Origin of the sequence: Bacteroides sp. D22 (assembly GCF_000163675.1) — a bacterium.
Lineage (GTDB): Bacteria > Bacteroidota > Bacteroidia > Bacteroidales > Bacteroidaceae > Bacteroides > Bacteroides xylanisolvens.
Genome location: NZ_GG774819.1, coordinates 1 through 13,896, shown reverse-complemented (window position 1 = coordinate 13,896; position 13,896 = coordinate 1). Strand labels below are relative to the sequence as shown.

The 13,896-nt window shown below is 42.7% G+C and carries 8 protein-coding genes and 1 pseudogene; 2 read left to right on the top strand and 7 right to left on the bottom strand.

Annotated features, from left to right (window positions below; translation table 11 throughout):
• Positions 1-18: 18 nt before the first annotated feature.
• From HMPREF0106_RS04990 to HMPREF0106_RS05000, 3 genes are read right to left on the bottom strand one after another with little or no spacing between them, the layout of a single operon-like run.
• Positions 19-1,398, bottom strand: a complete 1,380-nt coding sequence (locus HMPREF0106_RS04990) for an efflux transporter outer membrane subunit (protein WP_008643984.1) — start codon at positions 1,396-1,398, stop codon at positions 19-21.
• Positions 1,398-4,502 carry an efflux RND transporter permease subunit gene (locus HMPREF0106_RS04995; RefSeq protein WP_008643983.1) on the bottom strand — a complete coding sequence of 1,035 codons (3,105 nt, stop codon included), beginning with the start codon at positions 4,500-4,502 and terminating at the stop codon, positions 1,398-1,400. The genes HMPREF0106_RS04990 and HMPREF0106_RS04995 overlap by 1 nt, the downstream gene beginning before the upstream one ends.
• Positions 4,503-4,505: 3 nt before the next feature.
• The gene (locus HMPREF0106_RS05000) at positions 4,506-5,762 is read right to left on the bottom strand and encodes an efflux RND transporter periplasmic adaptor subunit (RefSeq protein WP_004314976.1); all 1,257 of its coding nucleotides are present in this window, start codon (positions 5,760-5,762) and stop codon (positions 4,506-4,508) included.
• A 271-nt stretch (positions 5,763-6,033) separates the two neighbouring features.
• On the opposite strand from HMPREF0106_RS05000, the gene HMPREF0106_RS05005 reads away from it, so the two are divergent.
• Entirely contained in the window at positions 6,034-8,250 is a 2,217-nt protein-coding gene (locus HMPREF0106_RS05005; RefSeq protein ID WP_009040816.1) for a patatin-like phospholipase family protein, read from the top strand.
• A gap of 398 nt (positions 8,251-8,648) precedes the next feature.
• On the opposite strand, the gene HMPREF0106_RS05010 is transcribed toward HMPREF0106_RS05005, so the two are convergent.
• The 4 genes from HMPREF0106_RS05010 to HMPREF0106_RS05025 form a co-directional block, all read right to left on the bottom strand.
• A complete protein-coding gene (locus HMPREF0106_RS05010) occupies positions 8,649-10,112 on the bottom strand; it encodes a carboxypeptidase-like regulatory domain-containing protein (protein WP_009040815.1) in 1,464 nt (487 codons plus the stop codon).
• Between the two features lie 47 nt (positions 10,113-10,159).
• Positions 10,160-11,377, bottom strand: a complete 1,218-nt coding sequence (locus HMPREF0106_RS05015; RefSeq protein ID WP_009040814.1) for a hypothetical protein — start codon at positions 11,375-11,377, stop codon at positions 10,160-10,162.
• Between the two features lie 6 nt (positions 11,378-11,383).
• Positions 11,384-12,133 carry a YjbH domain-containing protein gene (locus tag HMPREF0106_RS05020; RefSeq protein ID WP_009040813.1) on the bottom strand — a complete coding sequence of 250 codons (750 nt, stop codon included), beginning with the start codon at positions 12,131-12,133 and terminating at the stop codon, positions 11,384-11,386.
• A gap of 414 nt (positions 12,134-12,547) precedes the next feature.
• Complete coding sequence (locus HMPREF0106_RS05025; RefSeq protein ID WP_004314983.1) at positions 12,548-13,501, bottom strand: tyrosine-type DNA invertase cluster 3b; 954 nt, start codon at positions 13,499-13,501, stop codon at positions 12,548-12,550.
• 182 nt (positions 13,502-13,683) lie between these two features.
• Here HMPREF0106_RS05025 and HMPREF0106_RS05030 point away from each other — a divergent pair.
• Positions 13,684-13,896 (top strand): annotated as a pseudogene (locus HMPREF0106_RS05030) (hypothetical protein); the annotation flags it as partial.

The window sequence follows — 13,896 nt, the reverse complement described above, 5'->3', positions numbered from 1 at the left end:
TGAATCGATATGATAATTCTAGGGATTTTGCTCCCAGCCTCCACCAAGAGCCTTATAGAGTTGAACTACCGCAATCAACTCGTCACGGATAGCATTACTCAACCCAATCTGTGCATCAAAATATCCACGTTGGGCATCCAATACGTCCAGATAATTAATAACTCCATTGATGTATTGCAGTTGTGCCAGGTCCATGTAGCTCTTGGCCGAACGTTCCAAATTGGCACGAAGTTCATACACTTCCTTGATCTTGTTGAAATTGACAATTGCATTACGTGTTTCCTTGAAAGCTTCCAGTACGGCTTTTTCATAACTATGTACTTCAGCCTCATAAGCTGCCTTTTTTGCTTTCAATGCCGCACGGTTCTTTCCCCAGCCAAAGATCGGAGTCAGCAAAGCTCCTTCCATCACTGCATAAGGAGATTTCAAAAGTTCCGACAAAGAAGTACTTTCACTACCGAAACCACCTGTCAGGGCAAGACGCGGGAACATATTTGTATAAGCCACTCCCACTTTCGCATTGGCAGCAATCAATTTCTGCTCTGCCTGACGAATGTCGGGACGACGTTCCAATAATGTAGACGGCAATCCAACAGGAAGTGTTTCCGGAGAGTTGAATTCCTGAAGCAAACGGGAACGGGCTATCTTATTAGGATATTCACCCGCAAGATAGGCAATATCGTTTTCTTTCAGGGAGATTTTACGTTCGAGGTCAGGAACCAAAGTTGCCGTACGCGCCAACTCCACCTGCGCCTGCCGATAGGAAGTCTCGGAAGTCAATCCGCCGGCAAACCGGATACGTGCCAGACGTACTCCTTCTTCACGGGCTTTTAATGTTTGCTTTACGATGTCCAGTTCTGTATCTAAAGCAACCAATTCATAGTAAGCTTGTGCCACTTCAGCAACAATCGTCATCCGCAATGCGCGTTGCGCCTCGATAGATTGCAGATATTCGGCAATACTGGCCGAACGTGCCCAGCGCAGATTTCCCCAAAGATCGAGTTCCCATGAAACGAGGAATTGTGCTTCAAAAGTATCTGATCTCTTGAAAGCGTCTCCTCCATGATTTTCAAGTTCACGTTCTGCCGTTACTTTTCCTTTGATATCCGGAAGTAACGCAGCAGTGGAAATACGTTTCTGTGCTGCCATTTCTTTCACACGGGCAGCGGCAATCAACATATCCTTGTTGTGATCCAGTGCACGTTCTATCAGACTTCTCAAGGTAGCATCCGTATAAATATCCCTCCAGTCCTGATCGCCGAAACTGATCGAGTCTTGCGCTCTTTCCAAGCTGTCGGGCAAATGAAGATCAGGACGGACATAGCTTTTCCCTACCTTGCAGGAAGTCAAGACTCCGGCAAGTAACAGAATAGCAATATATAGTTTCTTTCGTTTCATTATTTCTTATGTTTTAAAATTTTCGACTTTGTTTTATACACCATCACAAAGAAGAACGGCACAAGAATGATACCGAATACAATGGCAAATATCATTCCGAAAAATACACCTGTACCGATTGCCTGCCGGCTTGCCGACCCCGGACCGCTTGCCAATACCATCGGAAGCATACCGAGTACGAATGCGAGAGAAGTCATCAGAATCGGACGGAAACGCAATTTGGCTGCGTAGATAGCCGACTGCACCAGGTCTTCACCTTTATCTACCTGTACTTTTGCAAACTCTACAATCAAAATCGCGTTCTTAGCGGCAAGTCCCACCAGCATTACCAGACCAATCTGGAAATAGACATCGTTCTCCAATCCGCAAACCCAGACTCCTAAATAGGCTCCCAAAGCGGCAACAGGTAAAGAGAGCAACACGGCAATAGGCACCGTCCAACTTTCGTATTGTGCAGCAAGGAAGAGGAATACGAACAGGAATACCAATGCCATCACCATACCAGTCTGACCTCCCGCCTGCTTCTCCTGATAAGAAAGGCCACTCCATTCAAGACCGATATTATCGGGAAGATGGTCACGGGCAATCTGCTCCATGATTTCCATCGCCTGTCCGGAACTATATCCCTGTGCAGCTGCTCCGCGAATAACGGCCGTAGTAAACATATTGAAACGTTTAATACTTCCCGGTCCTGTGGTATAGGAGGCATTTCCTAAAGAAGTCAATGGTACCATCGCTCCATTGGAGGCTTTCACGAAGAACAGATTGATGTTGTCTTTGTGTTCCCGGTAAGGAGCTTCCGCCTGAATGTAAACCTTATATATACGGTTGAACATATTAAAGTCGTTCACATACACCGAACCGGTATAAGCCTTCATGGTAGAGAACACATCAGCCAGTGGCACACCCAGCATCTTTACTTTGTCACGGTCTACATCGAAATAGAGTTGTGGTATTTCCGACTGCAAAGAAGATGACAGACCAGCCAGCTCTTTGCGCTTGGATGCGTAGTACATTAATGTATCTGCCGCGTCTACCAAATTATCGAAAGTGGCTTCTCCACGAGCTTCCAATTGCATTTCAAAACCTCCCGAGCTACCCAGTCCCGGAATAACCGGAGGAGTGGACAGATAGACTTTACATTCTGGATATTCCCTCAAATGTTTTTCCACCGTATCCATAATCTTTTCAATAGTGGTGTTCTTCCGCTCTTCCCAAGGTTTCAGGATCACCGTCAGTTCAGCACGTCCCTGGTTACTTCCAACACGCGGACTACTTCCCGTTACGTTCTGTATATATTCAATATATGGATTCTTTTCCAAATAAGCAATGGCACGTTCTGTTACGATACGGGTACGTTCCAAAGTAGCTCCTTCCGGCAGTTCCAATTCAATTTTGAAATATCCCTGGTCTTCTACAGGCAAGAAACTGGTCGGAATAATACGGTGAATCAGCATAATAGCGATCAATACCATACCAAAAGCACTTAAAACCCGGCGAGGATGCTTGATCGTACGAGTCACGGCAGCCACATATTTATTGCTACCGATGCCCAGCCATTCATTAATCTTCCGGAAAACGATATTCTTTTTCTTTCCGTTATCCGGCTTCAGAATCAATGAACACATCACCGGGCTCAATGTCAGAGCCACTACCGTAGAAATAAGTACGGACACCACAATCGTCACCGTAAACTGGCGATACAACTGCCCTGTAATCCCACTTAAAAAACTAACCGGAACGAACACTGCCGCCAATACCAGTGATGTGGCAATCAAAGCACTAGCAAGTCCGTTCATCGCTTTCTTCGTTGCTTCGTATGGGCTTAGATGTTCCGTTTCCATGATATGTTCTACGCCTTCCACCACCACAATCGCATCATCCACCACAATACCGATGGCAAGAATCAATCCGAGTAATGTCAGTATATTCAGCGAGAAACCGAAAATCAACATGAATCCGAAAGTACCGATCAATGAAATAGGCACCGCTACTACCGGAATCAACGTTGCACGCCAGCTCTGCAAGGATAGATAAACCACCAATACAACTAATACCAACGCTTCAAACAACGTCTTATATACTTCATGAATAGATTCAGAAATATAAGTCGTCATATCGAACGGAATCTCATAGCTCAATCCTTCCGGAAAATTCTTGCTAATCTCATCCATAGCCTCTTTGACCCTCTCGGCTACTTCCATCGCATTTGCTCCCGGCAACATATAAATGCCAAGCACAGCGGCATTCTCGCCGTTGATACCACTTTCCGTGTTATAGGAAGAAGCCTCCAACGATACACGCGCCACATCTTTCAACCTGATAATAGATCCGTTGGCATTGGCACGCACTACAATATCTTCAAACTGCCCTACGGTAGACAAACGTCCTTGAGTCGTAATAGGAATGGTAATATCCAGTCCCTGCACCGGTTGTTGTCCCAATACACCGGCCGCTGATTCACGGTTCTGATCCTTCAATGCATTCTGTAAATCCTGTACGGTCAGCCCAAAGTTTGCCAACTTATCGGGTTGCGCCCATATCTGCATCGCATAATAGCGGCTACCTATATTAGATACACGTCCAACCCCAGGAATACGGCGAATTACATCGAGCACGTTGATAGTAGCAAAGTTACTCAAATAAATTTCGTCGAACTTCGGATCAGTAGAAGTCAAACAAAGCGTCATCAACTGACTGGGAGCCTGTTTTTCTACTGAAATACCATTCTGAATGACTTCCGCCGGCAAACGGGATTCCGCTAATTTCACACGGTTTTGAATCTCAACGGCTGCCAAATCCGGATCAGCAGATACATCAAAAGTGACCGTTGCCGAAAAACCTCCGGAGTTAGAACTGTTTGATTCCATATAAAGCATACCCGGCGTACCATTGATTTCCTGCTCAATCGGAGTGGCTACTGCCTGCGACACGGTAAGTGCGCTGGCACCCGGATAGGATGCGCTGATCTTCACCACCGGAGGGGTAATCTGCGGATATTGATCCACCGGAAGCATCGTCAGACCAATAATGCCGACAATCACAATCACGATGGAGATTACGGCCGAGAAGACCGGCCTATCTATAAAAAAAGTAACTTTCATCGTTTATTCTCCTTTCGCGTTATCCTTCGTTCCGGTAGTGTTTTCTTTTACTCCGGTCACTTCATTTTTTGTCGTAGTTATACTGTCCCCAGCTTCGGCTTCCGGATCACTGACCCGTACTTTCATGCCCGGAGTCAACTTATGGAACCCTTCTACAACCACCATTTCTCCTTCTGCCAGTCCTCTTTCTACCACCACATTATTCCCGACTTCCGGTCCTAATTCGATAAAACGTTTCTCTACCGCATTATCTTTGCGCATGGTATAAATATATGCTCCACCCTTTTCGATAGTAACGGCTTTCATCGGAACAACAAGTGCACCTTCACGAACATCCAGCAACAACTTTACCTTTGTAAATTGTCCCGGCAACAATACTTGTTTCGGATTCGGCATTTCTGCACGTACAGAGAAAGTTCCGGTTTGAGGATCGACTTGCGGTTCGGCAAAATCCACATATCCTTTAAATGGATAGACGGTATTATCCGCCAATGTAATGGTAATATTCGGCTGCCAGGAACGGGTGGAATCCTGCTGTCCCAAATTAATGTTTCTTTCTTTACTCTTCAAATAATCGAGTGCTGTCATACTGAAATCCACCAATACTGTATCACTCTTCACAATGGTAGCAAGCAATGATTTTCCTCCGGGGCCGACTAACGTACCCAAGTCCACATTTCTTTCACTAATGTGTCCCGATAAGGGCGAACGAACAATGGTATAACCCAATTCCAGTTCAGCCTGTGCCAAATCCGCCTCGCTCATGGCTACCGTTGCCTCGGCACTTTCATAAGCGGCTTCCGCATTATCCAAGTCCAACTGACTTGCAGCGTTCTGTTCAAACAACGGACGGATACGTTTTAAATCACGTTCCGCTTTCAAAGCCTGCGCTTCGTCTTTTTTCAATTGCGCTCTGGCTTTATCTGCTTTGGCACGATACTGGTCCTGGTTGATTACAAACAAAACCTGATTCTTATTGACATATGTCCCTTCGGCAAAAAGCATATTTTCCAGATAACCTTCCACACGGGCACGTACTTCGACGAACTGTTGGGCACGAATACGCCCCACATATTCCCCGTATATCTCTACGTCGTCTTTCACTACCGGTTCAACAATGACTGTCGGCATTTCCGGCGCAGCCTTCTGAGGTCGGGTCAGTATCCAATACACACCCAACACAACTACCATACACATAATAGCAGCAATGGTTCTCTTTCTCCTCAGTTTCAACTCATGTTTCGAAAAGAATAATCTCATATCGAATCTTATTATTTAATTTAACTTATGTTTGTTCTATATCCTTATTTACAACTCATATACCAAAAATGCGTTACCTGCATTATTTGCTTAAAATCAAAGCATTAGATATTTCTTCGTTTTGCAGAAAGTGTGGAAATTCACTGTATGGTGTAGAAAAAATCCACATTTCCGACTTTTGGAACATTTTTTTTAGTTCCCATTTCAACAACTAAACAAATTATGCTCTACATTTGTATTATATTAAACATCAACACTAGACCACATCCTAATGAAAAAACAAATCTTTTCAACATTAGTTTTATCAATTGGCATCTTATTGCCTTTTTCTTTGCATTCTCAAGAGCAAAGGAAAAAGGTAGGTGTCGTTCTAAGCGGCGGCGGTGCCAAAGGAATGGCACACATCAAAGCACTGAAAGTAATTGAGGAAGCCGGAATCCCTATCGACTACATAGCCGGTACCAGTATGGGAGCTATCGTAGGTGGCCTTTATGCCATCGGTTATACTACGGAACAATTGGACAGCATGGTACGGAAACAAGATTGGACATTCCTGTTGAGCGACCGTATCAAACGAAGTGCCATGTCATTGACTGATCGTGAACGGTCTGAAAAATATACAGTCTCTATCCCTTTCACCAAAACTCCCAAAGATGCTGCTACCGGAGGACTCATGAAAGGGCAAAATCTGGCTAACCTATTTTCAGAACTCACTGTGGGGTATCATGACTCCATCAACTTCAATAAACTTCCCATTCCTTTTGCTTGTGTGGCAGCCAATGTTGTCAATGGAGAACAAATTGTATTCCATGACGGAATACTCTCAACCGCTATGCGTGCCAGTATGGCTATTCCGGGTGTATTTACTCCGGTACGGCAAGACAGCATGGTATTAGTGGACGGCGGCATTGTAAACAACTATCCGGCAGATGTTGTGAAAGCCATGGGAGCCGATATTATTATCGGAGTAGACGTGCAGAATGCTTTGAAGAAGGCTGACAAGCTCAACAGCGTCCCCGATATTCTGGGGCAGATTGTAGACATTACCTGCCAGTCTAACCATGAAAAAAATGTAGACCTCACAGACACTTATATCCGTGTCAATGTGGAGGGATATTCATCCGCCAGTTTTACCCCGGCTGCCATCGACACTCTGATGCGAAGAGGCGAAGAAGCGGCTAAAGAACAATGGAATTCGTTGCTTGCCTTGAAAAAGAAGATAGGGATAGCCAAAGATTATACTCCGAAGCAACATGGCCCTTATTCTTCTCTTTCCAATGCACGCACGGTTTATGTGACGGACATCTCATTTTCCGGTGTAGAGGTGGATGATAAAAAATGGCTGATGAAGAAATGTAATCTGAAAGAAAACAGTGACATTACCACTCAACAAATAGAACAGGCCTTGTATCAATTACGCGGTAGCCAATCCTATTCCAGTGCCAGCTATACGTTGAAAGAGACTCCTGAAGGTTATCACCTCAACTTCCTGTTGCAGGAAAAATATGAAAGAAGAATCAATCTGGGCATCCGTTTCGATTCGGAAGAAATCGCGTCTTTGTTGGTGAATGCAACGGCAGACCTCAAAACTCATATACCTTCCCGCCTGGCTCTTACCGGTCGATTGGGTAAACGATATGCTGCCCGCATAGACTATACGCTGGAACCCATGCAGCAACGTAATTTCAACTTCTCGTATATGTTCCAATACAACGATATCAACATTTACGAGGAAGGTGACCGTGCCTATAATACAACGTATAAATATCATCTGGCAGAATTCGGTTTCTCCGATGTATGGTACAAGAATTTCCGCTTCGGACTCGGTCTGCGTTTTGAATATTACAAGTACAAAGATTTCCTGTTCAAGAAACCTGAAATCTCCGATCTGAAAGTGGAATCGGAACATTTTCTAAGTTATTTTGCCCAAGTGCAATATAATACTTATGATAAAGGACGCTTCCCTTCTAAAGGAAGTGACTTCAGAGCTGCCTATTCGCTTTATACGGATAACATGGCACAATACAACGACCACGCTCCATTTTCAGCATTGAATGCTTCGTGGGCAAGTGTCATCCCTGTGACCCGCCGTTTCTCCGTCATTCCTTCCATTTATGGACGTATCCTGATCGGAAGAGATTTTCCTTATCCGCTGCAAAATGCCATTGGCGGTGACGTACCCGGTTTCTATATTCCACAGCAATTACCATTTGCCGGGGTTACCAACCTGGAATTGATGGATAACACCATAATGATTGCGTCTATTAAATTCAGACAACGCATGGGAGCCATTCATTATCTCACGCTGACGGGTAATTACGGGCTAACGGATAGTAATTTCTTCGATATATTGAAAGGCAAGCAATTATTCGGTGTTAGTGCAGGTTATGGAATGGACAGCATCTTCGGACCATTGGAAATATCGTTGGGGTATTCCAATCAGACGGACAAAGGAAGTTGTTTTGTGAATTTAGGGTATTACTTCTAGTCAAATCTAGTCAACAAAGAATATAATAACACTCCAAGAAAGACAGATTTTAGCAATACTACTTGCAGTAATACAGTATTTTCGAAGAGCAAAAGAGGAGACCGCTTCACAGTGACCTCCTCCTTCTATACTCTATATGAACATGCTCCAAAGGGTTTATTAAAAAAGGAACATATTCAAAAGGGTTTTATTAAAAATATTACATATCGATTCAATGAATCGTTTCAAATCATATCAACGATCTTCACAGACAGTTGATATTCAGGGAAATGTGCATCAAAATAAAATCTGATGCGTGGCCCCGATTAGGTAAAGATGTACCTCTGTACTTTTTCCTAATCGGCTAAGGCAGGGATTCAATGCTACAAACGAATCCAAGCCCCTTACTATAAAACATCTTAAATACTACCACCCTTACCGCCGCTATGTGTCGGATTATAAGTAACCGTCTTATATTGATGATCCGTTCCGGTATAACGAGTTGCTGTAATCGAAACCGTCTTGTTTTGACCATTAAACTTTACATTAGCCGTCAATGTGGTAGTACGAGCTTTTGCATAGCAAGTATAACTCATAGTGGTGTATCCGTTTACATTTACAGTGTTATAAACACGTTCAGTTTCCGTAATGCCAGATACCGATCCCATTAATGAGAACATACGAGTTTTCATGAAAGCAACCATTGCATTCACCGTTTTTGTATCTTCAGCACTAGCACCAGCTCCTAATTGCGATTTTACTTCAGCAACAAGAGCAGCATCATTCTTATCATAGTCCCAACCAGACTTTTCCTTATATTTCAGTTCAATACCAGTCACTGCTTTAGCATTCTCGCTATTATCACGACTAGCTTGTCCTAGAATAGTAGTTGTCACAGTTTCATTACTAATCTTGCTGTATACTTTATTCTCTATAGCATAAGCAGAGAAGTGATCGACATCGGCTGTATACGCAGTGACAGCTCCACCTTCTGTAGTAGAAGATATATTTTTAATTACATTTCCCTGATTATCTTTTGCATCTCCCCATTCTCCTGTATCTGGATTCTGATAAGTAAGTATCATATCAGCATCAGCGAATGTTATTCCAGGGATAGGGTTAGGAATAGAAATCGTAACCTTTTTTGCAAATTGCAAACCAGACGGTTCAAATTTAGCAGCAGCTAAAGGGATGCTTTTAGGTATATCTTTATTCACTTCTTCAGCCTTTACTTCAGTAGTCACTTCTGCAGGAGCAGGAACAAAGGTTGTTACACTGATGTCTACTTTACCATCTTTAACAATTTCTGCATTCTCTCCTGTTGCCTCAATTGCACCTGCCGGTATTGCCAATTCGACTTTTACGAGTGGTTTATCCTCTACCACTTCTTCCGGAGCAACTTCTCCCGGCTCTTCAATTGCCAGATTCGATTCACTCTTATCCTCTACCTTAGTTTCTTCTGCTGCCGTTATTGACACAGTCTCTTTCGGACTCTCCTTTGTCAGAGCCAGAGCTACCGTTACCACACTACGATTCTCCGCATTATCTGCAATGACAACTGACGTTTTCTGTGAAAGATATCCATTAGAAGACGCTTCAATACTATAAGTACCTGTAGCACTTTCTGTAACAGAGAACTTACCATTCGAGTCGGTTGTGTAATTTTTACTACCCACTTTTACCTTTACCCCATTCATTGCTTTTCCTCCGGAAGTCACCGTACCCATAATGTAATACTCCACTACCGGTTTTGGAGTTTCAATTACTTCCCCTTCTGCCGGTTTCGGATCGTCATCATCATCGTGACAGGCTACTGTCGCAAAAGTTAACATACCCAAGGCTATTGCCATGGCACCCACATAAAACCATTTTACACTTTTCATAATGTTTCAATTTTGTTAAAAATACTAGTTAAAATACCAATCATGTTTCACTTCTCACTCGTTTTAATCAAATAATATCGAATATAATCCGGCTGCCAGAAATGTGAATTCTCTGCCGACTTAGGTTCAACACTATAACTTTCGCCCAACGAACGATGGGCATATTCATTCCCGCTACGCATATCATACTGAAAAGCAAAATATTCGGGAAGCATTAGCCGTAGCAGATGTCGCTTGCGTTTCTTTCCCGGTAATGGAATAGAAAAGTTGAATCCTGCATTCGTTGCTCCATTTGTATACATACCATATATACCTACAATATATTCGCCGAAGTAGCGTGAAAGAGTTCCGCGTACTCCATAATCGCCATAAATAAAGCGATCTCCTTCTACTTTTACCAAGGTATTCACTTCCGGAATATAATATCCTACGCTAATCTGTCCATTGACTCTTTTCCACTTGCTCATTTTCCATTCGCTACCATAGAAATGAGCAGAGCCGGTTATTCCTCCTCCACCTTCTACCGTCCACCGACCATTTGCCGAAAAATAGCCGATGCCTGCTGCAAGTCCCTGGCGATCATTGGAGAAGCTACCGCCTGTGAGGTATCCTTTCCAATGATTAGTCAAGCGAAAATCCTGTCGCAAAGCCATGAATCCCAAGCGAACGCAGTTCCACTTACCATCTTCATTACTTACAACAGGTAAAGAAACCTGCATCCGTAGCGAAGCTCCTTTCCATAATTGCATTTCCAGGGCAGGTTGCAACTCGAGAGCCGCCTTATACAACTTATAAGTTACATTATTGACTAACATCACGTTGGGATATACTACCAAATCCATCTTACCGAAAGAACTTTCTTTTCGCTTTACACCTTTCAGCTGACGCACAGCAGTTTCGGTAGAAGTAGTTATCCCCATCTTACGATACACTTCATCCAACGCACATTCACCGGACTGATATTTTTGAATCAATTCTGCAGGGATGGTTATGCATAATTGTGGTAAGGCATTATCTAATATAAGTAGCTGCAAAGTCGGTATTTCCGGTATAATAACCAAATGGCGTATGGCAATACCGATTCCATTATAAATACCTCTATAAGCAGAGGTCTCAAAAGCCGCAGTTATCGTATCCCTTTTCTCCACAACTGAAATATTCTCCATATCCAACTCTTTCAGTGTCTCACTCACACGAACAGGCTGTGCCTGTAACAAAGAAATACCACAGAGAAAAACAGCGGTCACACTAACAATCCTTTTCATCTTCTTTTAATGCATTAATGTACATTCATACCGCAGACCGGCGGAAACACATGTAAATTCACGAGTAAACACATTGACGGACAAATGCTTCCAAAAGCGCATGGCAGCACCCATATTCCATCCACGCGTATCATATTCCACCATCAACTTCAATTCTTTGCAAAAAGAAGGCGTATAGCGGACACCTCCGAAAGGTCCTTTATTAAATACACGACAATCACCTTGATGAATATACCATCCGGCCGTTACAGCCAATTGGTCTCCCGAACGAAATCCGATAGTCTTTGTCAACACACCATAATAAGCTCCCCAATACGGAGTCTTCTTCTCCGTCAAAAGATCATCTCCACCAATCACAACAGCTGGGAAATAGCGACTTTCTTTTAGCGGACGAATACGAATCGTATTAGAACGGTCCTGATTATGATAACCCGTCCTGCCTGTACCGGTTGTCATTTTGAGTAATGTCATCCGGTAAGTGAATTCGATAAAAGAGAAAAGAGTCATATCTACAAAATAGTTCATGGTAGGAAAACTGAAAACCGATGGAGTAACTTGCTCGGGTAAGAAATTGACTCCTCCCATAAATGTACCGGTCTCCTGCATTTCAGCGGTAGGTATCATCAACTGCCCCGTTGTTCCCATGGAATATTGCGCATGAATCAGACCGCTCATCGGAATGAGTATCAGAAATAGAATACTACCTTTTAACGAAATAAATGGCTTATTCCTAAAAGCCGCTTTAGTTTGTTTCATCTTTATTTGTATGTTATACTTTTAAATAGAGATATTCTCAAAACTTTTTTGATTAATCCACTATTTTTACCTTATATAATTCCGTTACTTCTTAGGTAACGGAAAACACACAATCAAGACCAATCGGAATGAGAACAGAGAAAAACATCGACAATTACAGTGGTAGAAGAGTTTTTGCCTTTAGCGAAGGGGGAAATTCTTTTTAAGACAGGACATATAAATCATAGGGCATGAAGATATGATTATTTCATGTTCAGATTTTTTTTTGCCGTATGCATCAGATAAAACGAAAAAAAATGGGAGAATATTTGTTTGCTATTTATATTTTTGTCTATCTTTGCGTCACATTTGATTCCGTTACCTAAGAAGTAACGGATACATTTAAATACTGATTATTAAAGCTTTGCCTATCTATCACCTACTTACATTGTAATTTTTAACGTAAGATAAATTCTTTCTATTCACTTCTGTGCGTTCTCTTAATCCAAAGCCTTTCAGATATATTTGTGTGGTTTTAATAGATTTGTGTCCCAGCGATTCACTAATCATTTCAATCGGAACTCCGCGATACTTGGCAGTAGTGGCCCAAGAATGTCGGAAGGTATATGAAGTGACGGGTGAGTCCAGGCGCAACACTCTCGCCAAATCCTTCAAAGAATTATTAAAACGACGAAGAGCAGACTGATATTCTTTATATGCTTTTTCATCTTTCCGCTTCTTATCACCATGCAGAATATCGAATAAATAGTCGGGACAATCAGGAAGAGCGGGTTTATTGCTTCGAAGCTGATTCACCATCTCTTTTGCACTTTCCAGAATTTCCAGGCTTATAGGTGTTTTAGTCTTGATACGGTTATATTGAAGCACATTCCGGTCTAAAGCCGATTTCTCCAAATGCGCCAAATCCGCGAATGACATTCCACAGAACTGAAACATCAGAGCTGCAATCGTCTGCGTACGACGCAAACGTTCGGATTTCGGGTCCTCATACAGTAGTTTGTGCAATTCGGTCACAGGCAATGCTTTCTTTTGCCGGATATCCACGCCTGTATAGACATCATGAAACAACCGGGGAACATAAGGGGCACTTCCCGCTTCTACTCCCCGATTATAGATACTACGCAACATACGCATATAAGTAGAAACCGTATTGAGCTTTAATCCGGACCCGTAAAGATGCTGTCCATAGCATCGTAAACACTCCCGGGTGACTTGCCTGAACGATATGTTACCTGTTCCACAAAACTTACTAAAAGAAAAAAGAGCATTCTTATAAACATGAGCGGTAGAATATCGCCCTTCTTTTCGCAAACGCTCAATGTACGCTCCGGCACATTGGCTAAATCCATTTTTATTCATTTTTTGCATCACTAGTTATTTTAGATTATACAATATATAGAGAAAGAACAAAAGTAAGCTACTTTATGATTGCAGCTATTATAAAAAAAGAAAAGTAAAAGAAAACCTTCACTCGGTAAGCGTCTCCGCGATTCTATCTTGTCGCCCTTTTTTCATTCTTATATTTTTGCGATGTATAAAAATGAAGCATTATGGATTTAGCAGAAAATCGATTTGGAAAAACTTGGAAACATTTCCTTGAAGTATTGAAAGTAGACTACAATTGTTCTTTAGCCGATGTTTGCCGCGATCAGCATACCACTTTTGGTGGTATGAGTTCCTGGATGTCCAGACGGGGCTATAGCGTTAAACAAGCCAAGGCAGATGTGGTCCGTGATTATTATGGCGGCGTTGAACCCTCCCAA